Raw genomic sequence first — 24381 nt, 5'->3', positions numbered from 1 at the left:
TCAAGACATAGGGATTTAACCTATACCTTTTACCTTATACCTTTAACCTTCTTTTGTATATAAATTCCCTGCCTTTAAAGCCGAAAGTTTAATGCCTTTTATTAGCGATGAACTAAAACCGTTGTGTTCCATTTCGTTTAAACCGGCAATGGTACAACCCTTCGGCGAAGTTACTTTATCTATTTCTGATTCTGGATGAGTGCCATGCAACAAAAGCAAATCAGCAGCACCTTTTGCTGTTTGAACTGCCATTTTCAAAGCCTCATCAGCATGGAAACCAATCTCCACACCACCTTGAGATGCCGCTCTAATTGCCCTTAAAAAAAACGCAATCCCGCAAGCACAAAGTGCTGTAGCAGAAGTCATTAAATCTTCATTTATTTTCACAACCGAACCCACTGTTTCAAACATTTTAGTAACATCGGCAATATTTTCTGCTGATGCATTATCGCTTGCAATACAGGTCATTGATTGACCAATTGCAATTGCCGTATTTGGCATTACCCGAACCACTTCAACATCATCGCCCAATTTCTCCCGAACCGCAGCACAACTTACCCCAGAAATTACCGAAATAACCAAGTGTTTGCTAGCATTAATCGACGGTTGAATTTCATCTAAAACCGTGTTTAATTGTTGAGGCAATACCGCCAGAATTACAACATCCGCAGCGGCTACAGTACTTTTGTTATCGTTGCTCACTACAAACCCCGCATCGGCGAAAGATTTTAGATGGTCAATATTTCTACGGGTTAGCGTAATGTCGGCGGCTTGCGCAAAGTCGGCCTTTACCAATCCCTTTGCTAAAGAAATTCCAATATTTCCAGAACCTATAATTGCTATTTTTTTTTTCATTTGATTACACAGATTATTGTGATTTCATTGATTTATTTTTTTTGAAAAACAAGTTCCGTACAACTATTAATGTCAAGCCCTGCTATTCGCTTTACTTCGTTGCACTTCGTGTTCGCTACTATCAGGTTTAAGTGGCAAAAAAAGTAGTTTATTGGTTCGGTTTCTATGTAATGCGCATAAACCATCCGCTTTAATCCTTTAAATTTCTACTTATACCTTCAGTCTTACCCGAGCATTTTCGTCCCAAAAGTTCCATTTGCAAGTTCATTTAATTCGTCGGCTTTACCAATATAAACTGCTGATACACCTTTTTTAATCGCCTCAAAAGCATTATGCAATTTAGGAATCATCCCACCTTGAACGGTTCCATCAGCTTTTAAATCATCAAATTCCTCCACTTTAATCTCTCTCACAACTGATGCATCATCATTTACATCTTTCAAAACACCTTTTTTTTCAAAGCAATATACCAAACGGGTTTCATAAAGTGAAGACATGGCCACTGCAACCGAAGACGCGATGGTATCGGCATTGGTATTTAGAAGTTGAGTATCACCATCATGTGTAATTGCACACAAAACAGGAACCAATCCAGCTTTTAGCAAGCTATCCAATGTTGCGGCTGAAACGGAGTTGTCATCTAAATCGCCTACAAAACCATAGTCAATCTCTTTAACAGGTCGTTTTTTCGCTTTGATAATATTTCCATCAGCACCGGTTAAACCAATGGCGTTACTACCTTTGGCTTGTAACTGAGCTACCATGTTTTTGTTAATCAAACCCGCATAAACCATGGTAACAACGCGTAAAGTTTCAATATCCGTTATTCGTCGCCCTTCAAACATCTTTGCCTCAATACCTAAACTTTCGCCCAATTCTGTTGCAATTTTACCACCACCATGAACCAAGATTTTTTCACCTGGTAAAGCTGTAAAGTCTAATAAAAATTGATGTAAATTTTCAGAATTATCAATAACGTTTCCGCCGATTTTGATGATGGTAAGTTGTTTCATATTTAAGTTATAAGTTTTTGAGTTATAGGTTCTAAGTTGAAGCATCCAGCCAGACAACTAACAACTGATAACTCACCAACAGATTTACATTTTCTCCAACATAGCCTTTATTACCGCTTGAGCTGCCCATAAACGATTCCCTGCTTCATGAATAACCAAAGAATTTGGTCCATCTAAAATTTCAGAAGACAATTCTAAATCACGGCGAACTGGCAAACAATGCATTACTTTCGCATCATTGGTCAGTTTTAATTTTTCATTGTTCATCATCCATCCATCTGGATAGTTTAATACCTTACCATAATCTTTATAGCTGCTCCAATTCTTCACATAAACGTAATCAGCACCAGCTAGAGCTTCATCTAAATTATGTTCAATAGTAGCGCCGGTTGTAAATTGTTCTGCTAGTTCGTAGCCTGCAGGATGAGCAATTTTAAAGTCAATCAATCCTTCTTCTTGGGCTTTGCACATCCATTCGGCAAAAGAATTTGGAACCGCCTGTGGTAAAGCTTTAACATGTGGCGCCCAAGCTAATACTACCTTTGGTTTTGAATCATCAGGTTTATTCGTCCAAGTTTCATGGATGGTAATAATATCAGCGAAACTTTGTAGCGGGTGGCGAGTTGCACTTTCTAAACTTACTACAGGAACAGCGCAATATTTAACAAATTTATTAAAGAAATCTTCGCTATAATCTTCCTCACGGTTGTTCAATTTAGGAAATGATCGTAATCCTAAAATATCACAATACTGTCCCATTACTGCAGCAGCTTCTCGAATATGCTCAACTGTGGAGCCATTCATTACTACACCATCTTGCGTTTCTAAAGCCCAACCTTCTTTATCCAAATTCATCACCATCACGTTCATACCCAAGTTTAGCGCTGCTTTTTGAGTGCTTAAACGGGTGCGCAAACTTGGATTCATAAAAACTAAACCTAAGGTTTTATTTTTACCCAAATTTTGGTGTGCATAGGGATTTGCCTTTAATTCAAGGGCATCATTTACAAATTGTTTGATGCTTGGAACATCGTGTACGGAAGTGAAAAGTTTCATACTAAGGTGTAAGGTTTGAGGTTTTGGGTTTAAGGTTTTCCCCTCCACCGGCTCTTAAAAATTTCAAAAAAGAAATTAGCATTGCCCTAACTTCATTAATTGATTTATTTACTTTTTTATAATCTTCTTCGCTTATATATTTAAATTCTGAGGCACATAAACAATAATAATCTATTTCATTAGTCGAACCTAAGGCGTTGTCTTAGAAATGGGCAAAATCTTTGTCTGTAAATCTACCACATCCCTCAACAATATTTAGAGGAATAGATAATGAGACTCTTGTAAGTTGAGAAGTTAATTCAAATCTTTCTTCTTTTGGAAGCTTTATAGCAATCTCTTTTTTTAATGACATTAAGTTCATGAGCTTTTTTCCAGACATCCAATTTTTTGTAGTCTCTCATTACCTTAAGCCTTATGTCCTATACCCTTAACCGCTTTCTCAAAGGCACTTAAAAATTCATCAGCATGTGCTTTCGTTAAATTCAAGGCGGGCAATAAACGAATTACATTTGGTTTAGCCTCGCCCGTGAAAATGAAATGTTTAAATAACAATTCCTTTTTAACATGAGCTAATTCTTCAGGTAATTCAATCCCAATCATTAACCCGCGACCGCGAACTTCTATTACCTGCTTAAATTTCTTTAATTCCGTAATTAAATAGTTCCCAATTTCTTCAGCATTTTTCATCAGGCTATCTCTTTCCATTACTTCTAAAACGGCCAAAGCGGCTGCACAAGCTAAATGGTTGCCACCGAATGTAGTGCCCAATTCACCATGCCATGGTTTAAATTTCGGTGCAATAGAAATTCCGGCTACCGGAAACCCATTTCCCATTCCTTTCGCCATGGTGTAAACATCAGCTTCTACACCTGCATAATCGTGAGCGTAAAACAAACCCGTTCTGCCATAACCACACTGAACTGAATCGGCGATGTAAACTGCATTGTACTCATCACATAGTGAACGGATTTTTTGCAAGAAACTTTTTGAGGCTTCTTTAATTCCTCCTACACCCTGAATGCCTTCGATAATTACAGCAGAAATATCATTTCCCTGTGCTTTGAAAGTTTCCTCTAAAGCTACTTCATTATTAAAAGGTAAGAAGATTACATTTTCGGTTTGATTTACCGGAGCAACAATTTTTGGGTTATCGGTAACAGCAACCGCCAAAGATGTTCTTCCGTGGAAAGCACCCGTGAAAGCGATTACCTTCTTTCTGCCATTGTAAAAAGAGGCCAATTTAAGGGCGTTTTCGTTTGCTTCTGCACCAGAGTTTACTAAAAACAGTTGGTAATCTTTTTTACCAGAAACCTGACCCAATTTCTCTGCAAGCTGAACCTGCAAAGGAATTTTAACTGAATTTGAGTAAAAGCCAACTTTGCTTAGCTGGTCTGTTAATCGACTTACATAATGCGGATTGGTGTGACCAATTGAAATCACAGCATGACCGCCATATAAATCTAAATATTTTTGTTCGTTAGCATCCCAAACATTGCTGCCAGATGCTCTAGTTATTTCTATATCGTTAAGTGGGTAAACGTCGAATAGTTGCATTTTATTAAGGTGTAAGGTTTGAGGTGTAGGGTTTAAGGTTTAGTCGTACTACCTCTCAAAAATTTTAAAAATGAAATTAGCATTGCTCTAACTTCGTTAATTGATTGATTCACTTTTAGATAATCATCCACACTAATGTATTTTAACTCTGATGCGCAAAGGCAGCAATAATCAATTTCATTTGTAGAGCCTAAAGCAGTATCTAAAAAATGTGCAAAGTCCTTATCAGTAAATCTTCCGCAACCTTCTACAATATTTAGAGGGATGGATAGGGAGGCTCTCGTAAGTTGAGATGTCAATTCAAACCGTTCTTCTTTTGGAAATAGTGTTGCAATATTTTTCTTGATGAACATATTCAACTCATGTGACTTTTTCCAAACATCAAGCTTTTTATAATCTCTCATGCTATTTTACCTTAAGCCTTAAACCTTCCGCCTTTTACCATATTTAAAAATAAGCTGCTTTCAACTTTAACCCTGCCGTTTCTTCCAATCCAAACATTAAATTCATATTTTGAACCGCTTGTCCGCTGGCGCCTTTGAGCAGGTTATCGATAATGCTGATGATGAATAATTTGTTACCATGCTTTTCTACATGAACCAGCGCTTTGTTCGTATTAACAACCTGTTTTAAATCGATATTTTTCCGATTAACATGAGTAAACGGATGCGTACGGTAATACTCTTCGTAACGGTTTTGTGCCTCCTCTAAAGTTAAATCACTTTCTAAATACGTTGCTGCTAAAATGCCTCGAGTAAAAGCACCGCGTTGTGGTATGAAACTCAATGCATCTGTAAGGGATGGCTGTAATTGCAATAAACTTTCGCCAATTTCATTTAAATGTTGATGCTCGAAAGCTTTGTAAATTGAAAGATTATTATTTCTCCAGCTAAAATGCGAAGTTGTTGATAAGCTTTGTCCTGCGCCGGTTGAACCAGTTGTTGCATTGATGTGAACTTCACCTTTAATCAAACCTTTAGCAGCTAAAGGCAATAAGCCAAGTTGAATACAGGTAGCAAAGCAACCCGGATTAGCGATGTTGTTTGCTGATTTAATTGCATCACGATTTAATTCTGGCAAACCGTACACGAATTTACGATTTGAGATTTCAGAGTTACGATTTGCTATGAGTCTAAAATCTTGAGATAAATCGATGATTTTGATGTTATCATTAATCGGGTTAGCCGTTAAAAACTTCTGTGCATCGCCATGGCCAACGCATAAAAAAAGTACGTCGATATCCTGAGGAATATCACCAACAAATTTTAAATCAGTATCGCCAATTAAATCCGTATGTACATCAGAAATCAAATTTCCTGCGTTACTGGTACTATTTACAAAAGCAATTTCTACGTCTGGATGATTAACCAAAATACGGAGCATTTCGCCACCTGTGTATCCGGCACCGCCAATTATTCCTGCTTTAATTTTCATATTTAAAAAGGTTTAAGGTTTGGGGTTTAAGGCTTAGGATTTAGGCGCATTAACTTTACGCTTAAACCTTACACCTCAAACCTTCAAGGCTAAGCCTCGTTATTTACTTTATGCCAAATCATTACCTGGTTGCCAAATATTTTAGAAAAACCTTTAACATCTTCTCCGCTCCAGGCATTGTTCATTTCGCCGTAGCTGCCAAATTTATTACTCATCAAATCATGGTTAGATTCTATACCAATAATCTGGTAACGGTAAGGCAACAATTCGATGAAAACTTTACCGCTAACCATTTGCTGCGTATCTGCTAAAAAAGCTTCTATGTTCCGCATAATTGGGTCGTGAAACTGACCTTCATGCAGCCAGTTACCATAGAAAGAAGATAATTGTTCTTTCCAGCTTAACTGCCATTTGGTTAAGGTATGTTTTTCTAAAGTATGGTGTGCTTTTATAATTAAAACCGGTGCCGCAGCCTCAAATCCTACGCGACCTTTAATTCCGATAATTGTATCGCCAACGTGAATATCTCTACCAATACCGAAAGGTTGCGCAATGGCTTGTAGTTTCTGAATTGCCCTAACCGGCTCTAAAGTTTCACCGTCGATAGCAACCAATTCACCTTTTTCAAAAGTCAGTTCAATTTTACGCGATGCTGTTTCCGTAACCTGGGTTGGCCAAGCACTTTCTGGCAAGGTTTCGTTTGATGTTAACGTTTCCTTTCCACCTACAGAAGTTCCCCACAAGCCTTTGTTGATTGAATATCTAGCTTTTTCAGCACTATATTCTACACCATGTTTCGCTAAATATTCTATTTCCGCTTCGCGGGATAATTTTAAATCTCTAATTGGGGTTATGATTTCAACTTCTGGAATTAGAATATTAAAAATCATATCAAAACGAACCTGGTCGTTACCCGCTCCTGTACTACCATGAGCGACATAATCAGCTCCCACTTTTTTAACATAATTGGCAATTGCTGTAGCCTGACTTACACGTTCTGCACTCACAGATAATGGATAAGTAGCATTTTTTAATACGTTACCAAAAATTAAATATTTAATGCACTCCTTATAATAACTTTTAGTTTCATCAACTACCGCGTGAGAGGCTACACCCAAAGCATAAGCACGTTTTTCAATTTCTTGTAATTCTTCTTCAGAAAAACCACCTGTATTTACTATTACAGAATGAACTTCCAAATTGCGGTCTTTTGCTAAATGGATGCAACAAAATGAGGTGTCAAGACCTCCGCTAAATGCTAAAACAACTTTCTTCATCATTTATGAAATAAAAGGGTAAGTAAAAATAAAAGTGATTTTAAGCCCGTTTTTGGCTTAGGTTTTACAACCAAACGTTGCTTAATGCGCATAAAGCGCTCATATAATTTTGGTTTCCTTTGTAACTCTTCGGCAAATTTTTTGGCTGCATCGTGTTTTTGAGTGGCAGGATCATAAAGCATAGCAGTACACATGCAATTTTTCCGCTCCTTCATTTTCAAAATATCGAAGTTTACACAGCTTTGGCAACCTTTCCAAAACTCTTCATCTTGCGTTAATTCAGAATAGGTAACGGGTTCGTAGCCTAAATCGGAATTGATTTTCATTACAGCCAAACCCGTTGTTAAACCAAAAATTTTCGCTTTAGGATATAATTTTCTCGAGAGTTCGAAAACGTGTTCTTTAATGGCATGTGCTAAACCAGCTTTCCTGTATTCAGGAGAAACTATTAACCCAGAGTTTGCCACAAATTGACCGTGACTCCAGGTTTCGATATAGCAAAAGCCTGCCCATGTTCCATCTTTATGAAAGGCGATAACGGCTTTGCCTTCTTTCATTTTATTGGCAACATATTCTGGAGAACGTTTTGCAATACCAGTTCCACGAGCTTTTGCAGATTCTGCCATTTCAGTAACAATCTGCTCTGCAAAAACTTGATGCTCAGCAATGGCTACTTGTACTATAAATTCATTAATATCCATTCGTTTTCTAACGAAAAATTAAGGTATTCTTGTTAATTGGGTTTTTAGAGAGGATCAATTCCTCATAGTATTAGTAAGATGTACTAAATACGCGGCGTAAAATTTTGCCGACTTAAGGGATAATAGAAAACAGGCTGAAAACGATTAATAAACAAACTCTTCGCAGCAATGTGTATTGCTGTAAATGCAGTAAGTTTATGTAAAAATTGTTTAATCATCCTTTGCGTATTAAAACGGCTTTAACTCTATTGAGGTGCAAAGGTTTAAATAAAAATCGAGTTACACAATGTTTTTTAATTTTTTTAAAAATTAATACAAATCTGTGAAATAAAAAGCCCCGAAAATTTCGGGGCTTTATTTTACTTTTTTATCAATCCAACAGATACTCGGGTTCCATCTAAAAAGAAGTTGAGCTTAACTGGATTTGTTGAAGCAGGGAGTTGAAAAATCCAAACTGCTTCCGAGGATGCTTCTGCATCTGGCTCTGTACTCCCATTTTCCTTACGTCCAGGAACTGAGGTTTTATTATCGAGTTCTAATCTAGCATCAGAAGCAGAAATCGAAAAGTATTTTTTTGCATCTAAGGTGCTTTTGTTGGTTATTAACAGTTTTACGGTTAGCTCAGAACCTGTAGATTTACCATCTGCATCTTGTAAAATAATAGATTTGGCTTCGGTTATTTTTACAAGTGCCTCTTTATTTTTACCAAGTATTGCTGTATCAGGAGTAACATTATAATCAACACTTTCGGGTGCATTCTCTTCTTTAACTGGAAGAGTTACTGTTGTTTCTGTTTTTGTGATTGTTGTGTCAGCAGGTTTATCTTTTGATGAATTGCTGCATGAAGCAAGTGCAAATACTCCAACAGAGATGATTGCTAATTTTGAGATGTTTTTTATCATTTTTTTAAGTTTTATTGGTTAATCTAAATTACAGTTCAGAATATCAATTACTGTTAAGCTTATTAAATACTTATGTAAACTCTATATGAACAGATAATTTATTTTTTTGTTTTTTTCTAAGTGTTAAGGTATATATCCTGTAATATAACTTCCATTGTTAAAAAAAGCCTTAAAACTTTAACATCTGCTTAACAACATTTAACATCCTTCAAACCCCTTTAAACACAATATTTGTAAAGCTGTAGCGATTGCAATTCTACAGTCGTTTTAATCGTAATCAATAATAAATCAAATCCCAACTCAATTATGCAAACATTTACAATCTTCCTTTTAAGAAAATCTTATATTTATTCATTAGTGATACTGCTGATTGCCGTCCTAATCAGTTCATGTGTTAAAACTGATGCTACAGATACTACAATTTCCTATCTACGGGTGGTAAATTCTTCACCCGGTTTGGCAACTTACAATGTATATTTAAATGGAAGTGCAATAAACTCAGCATCATTACCTTTTGCGGGTTCTTTAGCCTACACTTCAAAAACCGCAGGAACTTATAGCCTGAAATTTACATCTGGTAGCAACACAGAAAGCTTGCTTACGAAAGATGTAACTTTAAATCAAAACACAAGATATTCTTATTACTTGATTAACAAACCTGGCCAATTGGATGGCCTATTAATTGGAGATGATTTAAGTATGCCATCAACAGATAAAGCCTACATCCGTTTTATTAATTTATCTCCTGATGCTCCATCCCTGGATTTGTTTAAAACCTCAACAACAACATCTTATGCAACAAACAAAGCTTTTAAAACAGCCGGTGGATTTGTTGCTATTGATGCAGGAACTTATTCTCTTGATGCGAAAGACACTGCAACAGGTTCGGTAAAAACGACGATAACTGATGCGGTATTTGTAGCCGGATACCACTACGATGTGATTTGCGGTGGATTAATCAATCCTGCTAATGATAGCGAAAAATCAATTGGTTTACATGTATTAACCATCAAATAAAGCCCCTAACCCAAAAACAACAATAGCTTAGGATTATCCTTTAATTGGGATAATCCTTTTTTTATTAATGGTTTTTACCAAAGCAGACCAGATTATTTGTAATTCCTCAACATAGACATATTGTATTTTATACACACCTTATTTAGAATTATTCAAAATAATTTGGATCATAAACTTTTGTAACGTTATTTTGCAACTGTTTAGAATTAATCCAAATAAAATTAAGATGCATAAAATCAGACCTATCAGCTTTACGTTTCTACTCTCCCTTTTTTATTTAACAACATTTGCACAACAACTTGCAACCATAAAAGGAACAATAACAACATCAAATGGCAAACCTGCTGCCTACATCTCGGTAGGTTTAAAAGGAAATGGTAATGGAACAACCACCGATGATAATGGAAAATTTACCATCCATCGTGTTAAACCTGGCACATATACCATCAAAGCATCTGCAGTTGGCATAAATGCTTCAGAAAAATCAGTTACCATTTTGGCCGGCGAAAACAAAACTGTTGATTTTGTTTTATCAGAAAATGACCAGGCTTTAGAAGAAGTTACTGTAGCCGGAAGAAATAATAGATACAAAATTAGTCTTCCATCAGCATCGCTAAGGCTTAACGAACCGCTTTTAGAAGCTCCGCAAAATATTCAAACCGTAAGCGACCAAGTGATAAAAGATCAACAGATTATTAGCATGAGCGATGGTTTAATAAGAAATGTTAGTGGTGCGGTAAGGGTTGAGCATTGGGGAGATATGTACACAAATATTACCATGCGTGGTTCGCAAATTCAAGCAATGCGGAATGGTTTTAATGTGGTTTCTTCGTTTTGGGGACCATTAACCGAGGATATGAGTTTTGTAGATCATATAGAATTTGTTAAAGGTCCGGCGGGTTTTATGCTCGGCAATGGCGACCCAAGTGGTTTATACAACGTTGTAACCAAAAAACCTACGGGCTTTAATCGCGGCGAAGTTTCTTTTACGCTTGGAAGTTATGATTTATACAGAACCACAGTAGATTTCGACCATAAATTAACAAGTGATGGCAAATTGCTTTTCAGGTTAAATGGTGCAGTTCAAAATAAAGGTTCATTCCGCCCTTACGAGCAAAATGACCGATACAGCATAGCTCCAGTACTTAGCTATCAAATAACGGATAAAACTAAAATCACGGCAGAATACACTTTTCAAAATGCAAAAATGACGGAGGTTGGTTCATATTATATTTTCTCACCCAATGGTTACGCAACCTATCCAAGAGAATTGACAATGACACAGCCCGGATTGCCAGCAACAAGAATTAACGACCAAAGTTTGTTTTTAAATTTACAACACAACTTTGATGACAACTGGAAATTAACTGCACAAGCAGCTTATTTTAATTACCAACAAGTTGGTATGAGTTCATGGCCATCAGCAGTTAATACAAACGGAATTGTGATTAGAAACGTTGGCATTTGGGATGCAGCCAGCAGCATGAAACTTGCTCAATTATTTATCAACGGACAGGTTAAAACCGGTGGTATAAACCATCGTATTTTGGCGGGCTTTGATGGTGGAAATAAAAATTATATGGCAGATTGGGGTCAATCTCATAATTTAGATTTACCAACTTCTCCATTCGATTTAAATAATCCCAACTATGGTTTCCCTTCTAATGGTTATCCAAATTTCGATCGCATTACCTCGTTAGAGCAAAGAGCAATTAATGCTGGCGGTTTAATGGATTCGAAATATTTAAGTGCATACGCACAAGATGAATTGGGCTTTTTTAACAACAAAGTACGTTTAACATTAGCCGGAAGATATACTTATGTAAGCCAATCGGCTTTTGGAGCAGCAGCAGATAAAGCTAAAAAAGTTACACCTCGTATAGGCTTGAGTGTTTCTATAGATAAAAACACGGCGGTTTATGCGGTGCACGATGAAGCTTTTACACCTCAAAGTGGCTTGGTTAGAGATGGCGGTAAAGTTGAGCCAATTACTGGCACAAATAATGAAATCGGAATTAAAAAAGATTGGTTTGATGGTAAATGGAATACCACACTATCGGCCTACAGAATTCTTAAACAAAATGAATTAACCGCCGACCCAACAAATACACCCGGACAAAATTTTAGTGTTGTGCTAGGCGAAAAAAGATCGCAAGGAATTGAATTTGATTTAAGAGGAAAAATAACTGATGGATTAACGTTAATCGCAAATTATGCTTATACGGATTCTAAAGTTACCGAAGTTACACCTGGTGTTTCAGGGATTAATGTTGGTGATGTTATTCCAGGTTTTGCCAAACATGTATCAAATGCTTGGTTAACCTATACTTTGCAAGAAGGTATGCTTAAAGGCTCGGGTATTTCTGCCGGCTTTACATATTTAGCCGATCGTGCAACAGATACCTGGAGTGTTGGATTACAAAAATTACCAAACTATTTTAAGCTAGATGGTGGATTATTTTACGAACGTTCGAAGTTTAGGATTACTGGAAATGCCTTTAACATTCTTGATAAATACCTATTTAGCGGTTCATACTATCAATGGCTAAATGCTTATTACTATCAAGCAGAAGCACCAAGAAATTATAGGGTAAGCATTGCATACAAATTTTAATCAGCTTACATGTTCGAAAAGAAAAAGAATAAAACCTTTAAATATTGGGTAGGCAGAATACACTTGTGGCTCGGATTAACTTCCGGGCTATTTGTATGTTTTTTAGGAATTACAGGCTGTATTCTGGCATTTGAAAAAGAGATTGAAAACGTTACTCAACCCTATCGCAATTTAGCCATACAAAACAAAGCTTTATTACCGCCAACACAACTAAAGCAAATTGCTGATAAGGCTTTGCCCAACAAAAAAGCCCACAGCGTTAATTATCAACCAGGCAAAACTGCTCAGGTGGTTTACTATAATTTCGATCCTGAATATTACTACATCGTATTTGTAAATCAATACACCGGCGAAGTGGTAAAGGTTAAAAACATGAATGATGACTTTTTCAGGATTGTGATTATGGGGCACTATTATTTATGGTTGCCGCCTACAATTGGGCAGCCAATATTAACCAGTGCTACCTTAATTTTTGTATTGTTATTAATCTCCGGGTTGATACTTTGGTGGCCAAAAAACAAGGCTGCATCTAAACAACGATTTACCATAAAATGGAATGCCAAGTGGAGAAGAGTAAATTATGATTTTCATAACGTTCTTGGATTTTACATTACTTGGGTAATAATTTTTATTGCTTTAACTGGAATGGTTATGGGCTTTCAATGGTTTGCAAAATCAATATATTTTGTTAGCTCTGGTGGTAAATCACTCATAGAATTTAAAGAAACGTATTCTGATACAACCAAAAATGCAAAGCTTACCATCAATACATCAGCGGCAGATAAAATTTGGACAGCTTACTTAAAAGCCGACCCTCAATTTAAAGGCAGTTTGGATGTTCATGTTCCGGAAAATGAAAAAGCTTCAATAGAAATTGCCAAAAACCCCAACCCAGAAACTTATTGGAAATCGGATTATCGGTATTTTGACCAGCATACCTTGAAAGAAATTGAAGTTAAGCATGCTTATGGGAAATTAAAAAACACAACTGTAGCCGATAAAATTTATAGGATGAATTACGACATACACGTTGGTTCCATTGCGGGTTTAACTGGAAAAGTTATTGCTTTTTTTGCAAGTTTAATTGCCGCAAGCATGCCAATTACGGGTGTACTAATATGGATTGGTAGAAACAAAAAGAAGAAGAAAGCCGCCGCAAACGCTTTATAAATTTTGATGAAGACTTATGGTGAATTTGAAATTTTGGTCAGCTGAAAATGAAGATAAGGCCGAATTCAGATGCAATGCCTAAATTAGAGCCATGCAAATTTTATCTATTAAAAGGTTTAGCTTATTGCTTTTAATGTTGTCCTCATTAAATGGCTTCTCACAAGATTCTGTTTATGTAAGCCACACAATTAAGCAATTAACTTCAAAGGCATTTTGGGGAAGAGGTTATACAAAAGACGGTATGACAAAAGCAGCCAACTTCTTATCTGCTGAATATAAAAAAATTGGTCTTCTACCATTTCAAGGAGACTATAAGCAATCTTTCAGTTATCAAGTAAATACTTTTCCTGGGAAAATGCTTGTGGTAATTAACGGGAAAAATTTAGTGCCGGGTAAAGATTTTATCATCAACAACGAAAGCCCTTCTTTAGGTAAACAATCTAATGTTAATAAAATAGATTCAATTACTTATCAGGCTGATTCTAACCTTCAAATTGTTTTTAAAGATAAACTTACCTGGTCTGTAGCTACAGAAGTTGCAGATAAAACGATAATTCAAATAAATAAAAAAACTTTTACACAAATTCCAAAAACAATTAGTGTTAGTATAGAAAATAAGTTAATTCCTGATTTTAAAGCCGTTAACATTTGCGGTTTGGTTAAAGGCACAAAATATCCTGATTCGGTATTGTTGATAACCGCACATTACGATCATTTGGGCGGAATGGGAAAAGACACCTATTTTCCGGGCGCAAATGACAATGCAGCTGGTGTAGCAACGTTGCTAAGTTTAGCGAAATATTATGCCGCAAATCCGCAATCTTATTCAGTCGGTTTTATTTGTTTTGCTGGTGAAGAAGCTGGCTTGCTTGGCTCAAAGTATTTTACTGAAAACCCATTGTTACCGCTAAGCCAAATAAAGTTTTTGATAAATCTCGATCTAGTTGGTACAGGCGAAAGCGGAATGACCGTTGTAAATGCAAGTGTTTATCCTAAAGCCTTCGAGGTTTTAATTCAAACTAATAATGAGCAAAATTTAATTGCTAAAATAAATTCGAGAGGCAAAGCGGCTAACAGCGATCATTATTTCTTTACCGAAAAAGGTGTTCCGGCTTTCTTTTTCTACACACAGGGAGGAATTTCAGCCTATCATGATGTATTTGATAAAGCTGAGACTTTGCCTTTAACAGAGTATCGAGATTTGTTTAAATTAATTGTATCATTCAATAAAGCATTAATGAAATAGTTCTGATTTGTAGGATGAAACACCTTATTATGAGTGTGAACAACGGGATTTGAGTGATAAACCCATTAATTCTTAATCCATTTATTGGGATAAAATTCTAAGCCTTTGGGATAATTAAATTTAGCAGCAGCCTTTGTATAATCATCTTTGAATCAACAAATCAAAAACAGATTCATTATGAAAACCCTACAAAAACTTAGCCTAGCATTTTTATTATTTATCGCATTTGTAGTAAAATCAAATGCACAAATTGAAATCGTAATCGTTGCATCAAGTCACGATAATTCTAAATCTAACCAGAACTTTCAGGCTGTTATAGATAAGTTAAAAAATTTTAAACCCGATATGGTTTTTGGCGAATACTTACCAGCAGAAGATTATTCGAAATTGGAAGAAAGTAATTGGGCTAAAGAAGCTTTCCAAAAAAAAGTAAATTACGTTAATCGCTTAAACCCAGAAACGCCAAAGAATATTCCATCGCTGATAAAAAGGAACCAAAAAGCCCTAGCATCATTTGCATTTTACCACAAAACCAGAATGAATTTGGCACTAGAATACGCCAAAATTTGGGATAGAGGAAATTTCGACTATCAAATGTTTGTGTTAGAAAACGTCATGAAACCGAAATTCGGCAAAGAAGAATTGGCAGAGTACAATAAAATGTTTGGAAGCACCGATTCTTTAAAAAAATTGGGCATTAACAGACCAGGAAGCGAATACAACAAAATATATTTCCCGCTAATATACCAACTTGGACAAAACCAAATTTATAATATGGATTGCCAAACGTATGATAAACCATGGAGCATTGCATGGGCGAAAACTGATTCGCTTTTTAAAATTATGGCAACAAAGGCAAAGGCTGATTCTTTATCGCCAGAAGGAAAAACCATGAGCGCAATTAATAAATATTGGACCTTTAATCCTGAAGAAGCTAAACAGTTTAATGCTGACCAATATGCAGGTATGAATACTGAAAAGTATGGCGCATTAATAGAAGCATGGAACTTTTACGGCGGCCGCAATTTTTATGGTTATGCTGGCTTCCCAACCGAAGCTGTTAAAGATATGGTAGCCCAATGGACTTTAAGAAACGAAGGCATGTGCAAAAAAGTTATCGAGCAAGCAAGAGCGAAAAAGGCAAAAAGAGTAGTTGTGGGTGTAGGTGCCGCACACAGAACCTGGATGGAAGAAATTTTAGCTAAAAATAAAGATGTAAAAATTGTAAACTATAACGATTTGAAATAGACATCTAGCAAAAAAAATATTTCTAAGGACTAATCAATCTAAATTAAACACTATCCCTCCATCACATAAATGATGGAGGTTTTTTATTTATGTAATATTCTCGTTGGTACTTGTATCTATATCCTTCCAAAACTATATTTACCTAAAAGTTTAGTTAATTATTGGCTTTGCTGCAACATCTCAATATTAAAACTGTCATATGTTCAAAATGTCTAAATAAAACAAGGTTCATCACATTTAAAAACCCATTCATCACATTATAATTATTGATAAAACCCAACTCATTAAACTTGCCAATCGAACCATCGTATTATGAAGAAACTCATCTCTATCCTCTCTTTATTTCTGATTTCAACAGCCATTTTTGCACAAAAAAATGGTAGCATAAGCGGCGCTCTGGTCGATAGTGCAAACCATAAAACCACGTTAAATTATTCAACTGTTTCCGTTTACAAAATTGGTGATAGTGTATTAACAACCTACAAATTATCTGATGATAAAGGAGTTTTTAAAATCAATAACCTGCAAACCGGCATAAAATACAGGTTGGTTATTACTGCATGGCAATACGGAACGTATCGTAAAGAAATCGAATTAACAGCGGATAAACCAACAGTTAATTTGGGCATAATTTATCTCTCAACCAAGGCGAACGATTTAAATGAAGTGAATATCATTGCAGAAAGACCGCCAGTTATTGTAAGGAAAGATACCATTGAGTTTAATGCCGAATCGTTTAAAACATTGCCATCGGCAGTTGTAGAAGATTTACTAAAAAAGTTGCCTGGGGTTGCTATTGCAGCCGATGGCTCTATCCAAGTTAATGGCAAAACAGTAAGTAAAATACTGGTTGATGGTAAAGAATTTTTTGGTGGCGACCAGCAAATTGCGACTAAAAACTTACCTGCCAATATTATAGATAAAGTACAGGTAATGGATGATAAGGATGCAAAAAGAGCCGACCCTGATTTGCTTGCTGTAAATACGCCGCAGGTAATAAATTTAAAACTTAAAAGAGCTATTAAACAAGGTGCTTTTGGAAAAATATATGGTGGTTTTGGCTTACCAAACAGCCGTTATGAAGCTGGTGGAATTATGAACTTTTTTAGAGATACCACACAAGTAAGTATATTAGGTTACGGCAATAATATAAATAAACCAGGTTTTTCGATAAGTGATGTTATGAGGATTGGGGGTATGCAACGTACTGGTGTTAATTCGATGATGGTTAATAGCGATGGCGGTTATGCCCTTAACGGGATTTCGTTTGGTGGTGCTGCAAGTGGTATTCAACAATCTGCCGGTGCTGGTGCAAACTTTAATACTTTAACTAAAAAAGGAGCAAAACTTAATCTTAAATACTTTTTCGGACAAAATGATCAGGAGATTATTACCTTAACTGATAGCCGACAAAGTTTAGGAACCGGAGATTTATTATCATCAACCAATCAAAACCAAAGAAATAAAAATTATAACCACAACATTAGCGGGCGTGCCGAATTTAAATTAGATAGTTTAAATCAACTTATTATTTCACCATCCGTTACCATTACCAATACCCGAAATAATGGATTGCTATTAACAGAAACACGAAACATTGATAATCTGCAATTAAATAATGGCATAAACGAATCAAGAAATATTGGTAATAACATTGATTATCAGATTTCTACAAATTATTGGAGAGATTTTAGAAAAAGCAAAGGCAGTTTAAATGCAACATTGGATTTTACCAAAAAAGATAATTTAGTTGATTATTTTAACAATACAACTACCAATTTTTACAACCCAAACTCTATTCAGGTTTTGGATCAATTACGAGATAACAACATCAAAAATCAAGGTGTTTATCTTAGCGTAAATTATACTAAAACGCTAACAAAAAAGCTTAGCTTAACGCTATCAACAAATGGAAATTACCTGGATAACGAGAATGCATTGGCAACATTTTATAAAGATCCAAACAGTCAGGCTTACGATATTGCAATACCAACACTTTCGCAAACTGTAAATCAACAGGGTTATAAAACCAATAATCGGGCGTCGTTAAGATGGAAACTTACGAAAGATTTTACCATTCAACCAGGCTTAGTTTTTAATACCATTAATTTAGAAAACAGTTTCTCTAGTTACCCATCTTTTAACCAAAACTTTAATTTCTTTGCGCCATCTGCTGTAATTCGCTACAAAGATTTTAGCTTAAATTATACCCCAAGCTTTCGTGAGCCTGATGTAAGTTACATTCAACCTGTTGCAAATAATACAAATCCATTATATGTTCAAAACGGAAACCCAAATTTGGTTCCTACAAAGACCCATCAAATTTATTTAAACTTATACAAATACGATGTAAAGCGCTCACTCAATTACAACGCTTATGGAAGTGCTAATATTGATAATGATGCTGTAATTATGGCAAGAACAATTGCCCCCAATGGTTTGCAAACTTCAACGCCTATTAATGTTGATGGAATAATAAGATTAAACGCAGGTTTAAATTTTAGCAAGGATATAAAACAGGATAAGCGCCAATTCACTATCGGAACGGGTTTTTACACAAACTTTACCCGAAATTTAGTGCTTGTAAATGATATACGTAGCTATGCAAAAATTTTAAATTTTAACCCTAGAGTTAGTGGTAAATTAAATTTAAATGATAAATTAGAAATTTCGACAAGCTACAACTTAGGTATAAACAGTAGCAGGTATGACGACAGCTATTTTACAAGTATCAACTATTTTACACACGTAAGCGAAAGCGAACTAATAGTACGTTTACCTAAAAAATTGGTTTGGGAAACCACCTATCGTTTAAATTACAACACACAAACAGTTGCCGGTTTTAACAATAAAATTCAAATCTGGAATGCTGGTTTAACTTATCTATTTATGAAAAACGACAGGGCTCAATTGAAATTTTCTGTAAACGACATTCTAAATACCAATACAAGAAGATATGTATCGATTACAGAAAACTCAATCCGCGATGCTCGCTATAATAATTTAGGGAGATATTCTATGCTGACTTTTACCTACAATATTCAAAACTTTGGCGGAAAAGTTGGCGGAAAAGATACTTTCTTTAGGTTTTAAAAAGAGGCGAATTAGACTTACGGTTTTCTTTAAGCTTCGTAAGTCTAATCAAATTTCAAAGTCAGTTTCACTAAATATTGGTCTTCGTCATCGTCAAAAATAACTTCGCTTAACCATCCGGTTTCCATTGCGATTTTATGTACAGTTTCTACATCAACATATAACCAATTAAACCACTCGCCTTTTTCGCCTTTGTATTCATATTGATAAGATACTTCACCAAAATACTTGTCTATCGGTTTTTCTAAGCCATCGTACAAGTAAGAAATATCTGATGTATCGAAGAGCACTTGCCCGCCCGGATTGATTAAGTCTTTAAGCTTGATTAAAAACTCTTTAAAACCCAATAACGTACCTGTTAAACCAATGCCATTCATTAACATTATAATGGTATCGAATTTTGCATTCAAAGTAAAAACATCTTGCAAAAGTGCCTTTTCTACGCCTCTACCCTTCATAATATCAACCGCAGATTTTGATATATCGATTGCCGTAACATCTACCCTAAAAGCTTGTAAAACTAAGGCATGGCTTCCAACACCTGCACCAATATCTAAAACCGTTCCTTCACACATTTGAAGGGCCTGAAGTTCCATAACAGGCATATCTTCATCATCACGAAAGAAAAAATCAACTGGCATTTCTTCCGGTTCACCATAAGAATTGTTTAACCAAAGTATCTCAGCTTCGCCGGTTTTATAGAAATCTGTTAGAGCTTTGCCAAAAATATCCATGGAACCAAAGATAGTGATGAAAGATTAAAGACTAAAGCCAAAAGAATAAAGACCAAAGAATAAAGACTAAAGACCATAGTTAAGCATATTACCCTGCTTCACCTTCGGAGATTGCCTAGGTAAGCGTAAATTCTTGGTGATACTCTGGAATGCTTACGTTTTTAAAACCATGATTTTTTAAACGTTCAGCAAATTTCTGTTGCACTTCATATTCGCCATGAACCAAGAATAGTTGCTTAACTTTTTCAGGATTTTGACCCGATAAAAACTGAAGTAAATCATCGTAATCGCCATGAGCACTCATTGATTTTATGGACCTTACTTCGGCTTTTACTTCATAATCATCATGGAATATATCAACAACTTTCTGTCCGGCAATTAATCTTCCACCGAGCGATGTAGGCTCACAATAGCCAACCATTAAAATGGTATTTTTATAATTACTGATGTTATTACGAATGTGATGCTTTACCCTACCAGCTTCTGCCATACCCGATGCTGAAATAATTACGCAAGGGCGAGGGTCGTTATTTAAAGCTTTTGATTCTTCAACCGTTTCAACAAATCTTAATCCTTTGAAACCAAAAATATCATGATCTACTTTAAGCGTTTCCTTAACCCCGTTGTTATACACTTCGGGATGGTTTCTTAAAATTTCGGTAGCTTTTGATGATAGCGGACTATCAACGTAATAAAGAACATCTGGTAATTTACCTTTCAATTCTAAACCGTTAAGCGCATATAAAAGTTCCTGCGTTCGCCCAACACTAAATGCCGGAATAATTACTTTGCCTTTTTTAACATTACAAGTGTTTTCAATTATTTCGAGCAGCATATCTTCAATCGGATCTAAATCCTTATGCAGCGAATCGCCATAAGTAGATTCCAATAAAATGTAATCTGCCTGGTCGAATTGTTGGGGGCTTTTAAGCAGTAAATCACCATAACGACCAACGTCGCCACTAAAAGTGATGTGGGTGGTTTTGTTGTTTTCTGTAATTGTTAAATGCACTGCCGCACTACCTAAAATATGTCCGGCATCGGTAAATTTTAATTTAATACCAGGCTCAATCTCAAAATCTTCCTCATACTCAACAATTTTCATGCTACCAACTGTTTTTACAACATCTTCATCGGTGTATAAAGGTTCTTCTCTTTCTTGTCCTGGTTTTAGGTGACGGTTTGAAAATTCTGCATCCTGCATTTGAATTTTTGCCGAATCCATCATTAAAATACGAGCTAAATCCATTGTTGCCGATGTACAGTAGATTTTTCCTTCGAAGCCTTCGCCAACCAATCGGGGCAATAAACCGCAATGATCTATATGTGCATGAGATAAAATAAGGTAGGTAACCTTTTTAGCATCGAAACCAAAATAGCCGTTCAGCTTATTGGTAATACTGCCCATGCCTTGAAATAGGCCGCAATCTAATAAAATTTGAGTTTCGTTGTTGAGCGTTATAAGGTGCTTGCTTCCCGTAACTGTTCGGGCAGCACCATGAAAAGAAATTTTCATTTTTAAATGGTTAGAAATTATAATTGAATAAAAATGCCGGAATTATCCGGCATCTCCAATTATTTTTAAGCTTTTATATCAGCTATTTTATCTTTTACTTTATCTGCCACGCCAGATGCTTTATCAGCAAGACCTGCCAGCTTATCTTTAGATGAATCTAAAATATCGCTTAACCAATCAGATACTTTGCCTTTTAAGTCATCAGTAGAATCTGAAGATAATGCTAATGCAATTGTTGCTCCTAATGCCGCTCCGGCTAATACACCAACTATAATTTTTGTTTCCTTTGTCATAACTTTATTTTTTTTATTTAATAAACATAAATAAGCTCTTGCTGTTTTATTTTTTTAATGATACAAAAACCAGTCCATAATGAAAAGCATTTTTTTTATTGATTTAGACAATACAATCTACTTCACCAAGCCCAATGAAGAACAACTTATGCGTGGTTTGTACAATGTTTTAGAGCAGCAAGATTTAGGTATTTCGCCAGAAACGTATCTTTTGGCAAAGAAAGATATGCTAAGAATGCCCTTCCAAAAGGTAGGAGAAAAATATAGCTTTAAACAAGCTGCGATTGATAATGCGATAGATTATTTAATTACTGGCGAAGTGACTAAGCCACTAACTGCCAGCGAGGATTATCATTATATTAAATCGCTAAAAGGGCGTAAATTTATTGTAACAGCCGGATTTTTAAAAAAGCAAACTACTAAGGTTAAAATGCTTGGCATTGAAGATGATTTTGAAGAAGTTTATGTTGTTGATGTAACCACTTCGAACCAGAATAAAAAGGATGCATTTGAAGCACTAATTAGGAAATACGGTTTAAATACAGAAGAAATTTTAGTCATTGGTGACGATGCAGAATCGGAGATAAAATTTGGGCTGGAATTAGGATTAACTACTTTTCTGTTAGATCCTGAAAACCTGCACCCAGATGCCGAAACTACTTTTAGAGGAAAAGATTTTAGTAATTTACATCAGGCTGCTGGTCAAGCTTAATATTGTAAGAAGAAAAGGTAATACAAAAATATATGCATGAAATAAAAAAGTCCCGGTTTTTAGTCGGGACTTTTATTGTTTAATTTATTTTATCTTCCACCTCTACCTGGTCTTCCACTTTCAACACTTCTTTCTCCACCACGACTTTGTTGTTGAGGTGGTGCTTGCTGCCTAACTTCAGCTGGGCGTTCTGCTCTCTGCTGACGTTGTTGTTGCATCTGCTCACGTTGTTGAGATTGTTGAGCCCTTTGTTGTTGAGCCTGCTCATTACGTTGTTGTTGCATTTGTTGACGTTGTTGATCTGCCTGTTGAGAACGTTGCGCTCTTTGCTGTTCCATTTGAGCTGAACGTTGTTGATCTACTTGCTGATTACGTTGTTGTTGCATTTGCTGATCGCGTTGAGCTCTTTGTTGTTCCATTTGAGCCGAACGTTGTTGCTGCATTTGCTGACGTTGTTGATCTGACTGCTGAGCACGTTGTTGCTGACCTTGAACATCGCGTTGCACCCGTTGTTGATCCTGGCTCATTCTATCTTGTTGACTTCTTTGCTGCATTTGTTGAATACGTTGCTGATCACGATTACCTTGCTCTGCAGTACGCTCGCCAATCTGCCTGTTTCTTTGGTCGGTAGAACCAAGGTTTTGATTCCCTCTTTCACTTCTTCCGTTAGAATTGCGATTTAATATATCACCTCTATTATTAGGCTGACTGCCGTTTTCCCTACGATTATCTATATTTCCTTCACCTCTATTTGGCTGAGCCATTCTGTTATTATCATTTCGCTGACCAAATCTTTGGTCATTGCTACCACCTCTTTGCTCGCGACTGTAACTGTCATCACCTCTGCCATTTCTATTGAAACCGACATTACCTTGCTCAAATTTTCTTGGCGCAGCACTACGATTATCAACCGCACCCCGTTCTGGTCTTGGTCTGTAAATAGAAACAGATCTATTATCTATTCTACTTGCACCTGGTCTATTACTTTGTGCATATCTATAAACAGTTACATTACGGTTAGTTGCTCTTCTAATATCTTCGATCCTTGGGCCACCATAATAACTTCTTCTATTATAAACATAAGTGTTGTTTATGATTGTTGTATTGCGGATGTAAACATTATTACGACCGTAGTTGTATCTTGGGAAAGAATTAATATAAATATTTGATTGCGGAATAAAGTTCCAGCAAAATTCTGGCACAACATAACGGCGACCGAAACTTAAATTAATATTAATGCTTGGAGCCATTGGTGCCCAACCGAATTGACCATCACCACTTCTCCAATCTACCCATGCTGGTCCCCAGTTTGTATCTGGTAACCAAATCCATTGTCTGTAACTGTTGATGACCCAACGTCCATAATGAAATGGAGCCCAACCCCAGTCATAATTAGAAACCCAGGTATTGCCATATTCTGTCATTGCCCAACGTCCATTGGTATAGTATGGGCGAAATTCATTCTGATCTACATCAGGGCGCCAAACATAACCATACTGAGGGTCCTGAATCCAGGTACCATAAGGCGAAAGTTCATCATAAAATGTTTGAAGTGAAACAGTACCAGTATTGTAACCATCATCCTGGTAATTTTCTTCGTAGCCTTGTGCCCTGGCTAAGGTTGTGGTTCCGGCAAGGAGCGCAAAAAGCCCCAGCACAAGTGCCGTAGTTTTCAGTGTTTTCATTTGTGTGTTTATATTTAATAACCTAACATGTGTGTATCAATTAGAGAACCAAAAATGCAGATGGTTTAATATGCTAGCATAGTTTACAATAATTACTGTTTTTATTGCTTTAAATACATATTTAACTATTATTTAACGTTTTACGCATTGTATAATTGTGCGGAAAGTAAGTCATTAAAAAATAAAATTTGCTACACCGATAGTTGCAAAAGAGATTATATTGCATACACAATGAATTTTAGAACTTAAATTATATTAATT

The 24381-nt window shown here is 36.0% G+C and carries 20 protein-coding genes and 1 pseudogene; 7 read left to right on the top strand and 14 right to left on the bottom strand.

Annotated elements, in window-relative coordinates; genetic code table 11:
- Window positions 1-42: 42 nt before the first annotated feature.
- From proC to ACFOWA_RS13585, 10 genes and pseudogenes are all read right to left on the bottom strand, one after another.
- A complete protein-coding gene (gene proC, locus ACFOWA_RS13630) occupies window positions 43-855 on the bottom strand; it encodes a pyrroline-5-carboxylate reductase (RefSeq protein ID WP_378985999.1) in 813 nt (270 codons plus the stop codon).
- A gap of 224 nt (window positions 856-1079) precedes the next feature.
- Complete coding sequence (gene argB, locus ACFOWA_RS13625; RefSeq protein ID WP_378985997.1) at window positions 1080-1868, bottom strand: acetylglutamate kinase; 789 nt, start codon at window positions 1866-1868, stop codon at window positions 1080-1082.
- Window positions 1869-1952: 84 nt separating this feature from the next.
- Window positions 1953-2924 carry an acetylornithine carbamoyltransferase gene (locus ACFOWA_RS13620; protein ID WP_378985995.1) on the bottom strand — a complete coding sequence of 324 codons (972 nt, stop codon included), beginning with the start codon at window positions 2922-2924 and terminating at the stop codon, window positions 1953-1955.
- 1 nt (window position 2925) lies between these two features.
- Window positions 2926-3276, bottom strand: a pseudogene (locus tag ACFOWA_RS13615) (four helix bundle protein).
- A 53-nt stretch (window positions 3277-3329) separates the two neighbouring features.
- Entirely contained in the window at window positions 3330-4478 is a 1149-nt protein-coding gene (locus ACFOWA_RS13610; protein WP_378985993.1) for an aspartate aminotransferase family protein, read from the bottom strand.
- 32 nt (window positions 4479-4510) lie between these two features.
- Complete coding sequence (locus ACFOWA_RS13605) at window positions 4511-4882, bottom strand: four helix bundle protein (RefSeq protein ID WP_378985991.1); 372 nt, start codon at window positions 4880-4882, stop codon at window positions 4511-4513.
- A gap of 43 nt (window positions 4883-4925) precedes the next feature.
- On the bottom strand, window positions 4926-5912 hold the full coding sequence (gene argC, locus ACFOWA_RS13600) for an N-acetyl-gamma-glutamyl-phosphate reductase (RefSeq protein WP_378985989.1): 987 nt from the start codon (window positions 5910-5912) through the stop codon (window positions 4926-4928).
- An 89-nt stretch (window positions 5913-6001) separates the two neighbouring features.
- Window positions 6002-7192 (bottom strand): argininosuccinate synthase, encoded by a 1191-nt coding sequence (gene argG / locus ACFOWA_RS13595; RefSeq protein WP_378985987.1) that lies wholly within the window; start codon window positions 7190-7192, stop codon window positions 6002-6004.
- On the bottom strand, window positions 7189-7890 hold the full coding sequence (locus tag ACFOWA_RS13590) for a GNAT family N-acetyltransferase (protein ID WP_378985985.1): 702 nt from the start codon (window positions 7888-7890) through the stop codon (window positions 7189-7191). Before ACFOWA_RS13590 ends, argG begins: the two co-directional genes overlap by 4 nt.
- A 359-nt stretch (window positions 7891-8249) precedes the next feature.
- The gene (locus ACFOWA_RS13585; protein ID WP_378985983.1) at window positions 8250-8792 is read right to left on the bottom strand and encodes a hypothetical protein; all 543 of its coding nucleotides are present in this window, start codon (window positions 8790-8792) and stop codon (window positions 8250-8252) included.
- A gap of 306 nt (window positions 8793-9098) precedes the next feature.
- Between ACFOWA_RS13585 and ACFOWA_RS13580 the strand changes: the two genes are divergently transcribed.
- From ACFOWA_RS13580 to ACFOWA_RS13555, 6 genes are all read left to right on the top strand, one after another.
- Entirely contained in the window at window positions 9099-9809 is a 711-nt protein-coding gene (locus ACFOWA_RS13580) for a DUF4397 domain-containing protein (RefSeq protein ID WP_378985981.1), read from the top strand.
- A gap of 226 nt (window positions 9810-10035) precedes the next feature.
- Window positions 10036-12423 (top strand): TonB-dependent siderophore receptor, encoded by a 2388-nt coding sequence (locus tag ACFOWA_RS13575; protein ID WP_378985979.1) that lies wholly within the window; start codon window positions 10036-10038, stop codon window positions 12421-12423.
- Between the two features lie 9 nt (window positions 12424-12432).
- Window positions 12433-13593, top strand: coding sequence for a PepSY-associated TM helix domain-containing protein (locus ACFOWA_RS13570; protein ID WP_378985977.1), 1161 nt, complete (start codon window positions 12433-12435; stop codon window positions 13591-13593).
- A 91-nt stretch (window positions 13594-13684) separates the two neighbouring features.
- Window positions 13685-14839 carry a M28 family metallopeptidase gene (locus ACFOWA_RS13565; RefSeq protein WP_378985975.1) on the top strand — a complete coding sequence of 385 codons (1155 nt, stop codon included), beginning with the start codon at window positions 13685-13687 and terminating at the stop codon, window positions 14837-14839.
- 177 nt (window positions 14840-15016) lie between these two features.
- Window positions 15017-16087, top strand: a complete 1071-nt coding sequence (locus ACFOWA_RS13560; protein ID WP_378985973.1) for a DUF5694 domain-containing protein — start codon at window positions 15017-15019, stop codon at window positions 16085-16087.
- A gap of 312 nt (window positions 16088-16399) precedes the next feature.
- Complete coding sequence (locus ACFOWA_RS13555) at window positions 16400-19180, top strand: outer membrane beta-barrel protein (protein WP_378985971.1); 2781 nt, start codon at window positions 16400-16402, stop codon at window positions 19178-19180.
- 44 nt (window positions 19181-19224) lie between these two features.
- Here ACFOWA_RS13555 and ACFOWA_RS13550 read toward each other — a convergent pair whose 3' ends face one another.
- From ACFOWA_RS13550 to ACFOWA_RS13540, 3 genes are all read right to left on the bottom strand, one after another.
- A complete protein-coding gene (locus tag ACFOWA_RS13550) occupies window positions 19225-19914 on the bottom strand; it encodes a class I SAM-dependent methyltransferase (RefSeq protein WP_378985969.1) in 690 nt (229 codons plus the stop codon).
- A 115-nt stretch (window positions 19915-20029) separates the two neighbouring features.
- On the bottom strand, window positions 20030-21430 hold the full coding sequence (locus tag ACFOWA_RS13545) for an MBL fold metallo-hydrolase RNA specificity domain-containing protein (protein WP_378985967.1): 1401 nt from the start codon (window positions 21428-21430) through the stop codon (window positions 20030-20032).
- A gap of 65 nt (window positions 21431-21495) precedes the next feature.
- Complete coding sequence (locus ACFOWA_RS13540; RefSeq protein WP_123204884.1) at window positions 21496-21723, bottom strand: YtxH domain-containing protein; 228 nt, start codon at window positions 21721-21723, stop codon at window positions 21496-21498.
- A 79-nt stretch (window positions 21724-21802) separates the two neighbouring features.
- Here ACFOWA_RS13540 and ACFOWA_RS13535 point away from each other — a divergent pair, with 79 nt between their 5' ends.
- Window positions 21803-22435 carry an HAD family hydrolase gene (locus tag ACFOWA_RS13535; RefSeq protein WP_378985965.1) on the top strand — a complete coding sequence of 211 codons (633 nt, stop codon included), beginning with the start codon at window positions 21803-21805 and terminating at the stop codon, window positions 22433-22435.
- An 89-nt stretch (window positions 22436-22524) separates the two neighbouring features.
- Here the strand turns inward: ACFOWA_RS13535 and ACFOWA_RS13530 are convergent, their stop codons facing one another.
- A complete protein-coding gene (locus ACFOWA_RS13530) occupies window positions 22525-24120 on the bottom strand; it encodes a DUF6600 domain-containing protein (protein WP_378985963.1) in 1596 nt (531 codons plus the stop codon).
- Window positions 24121-24381 lie beyond the last annotated feature (261 nt).

It is taken from the genome of Pedobacter lithocola (genome assembly GCF_042650845.1).
Lineage (GTDB): Bacteria > Bacteroidota > Bacteroidia > Sphingobacteriales > Sphingobacteriaceae > Pedobacter > Pedobacter lithocola.
This window is presented reverse-complemented; position numbering and strand designations above follow the sequence as displayed.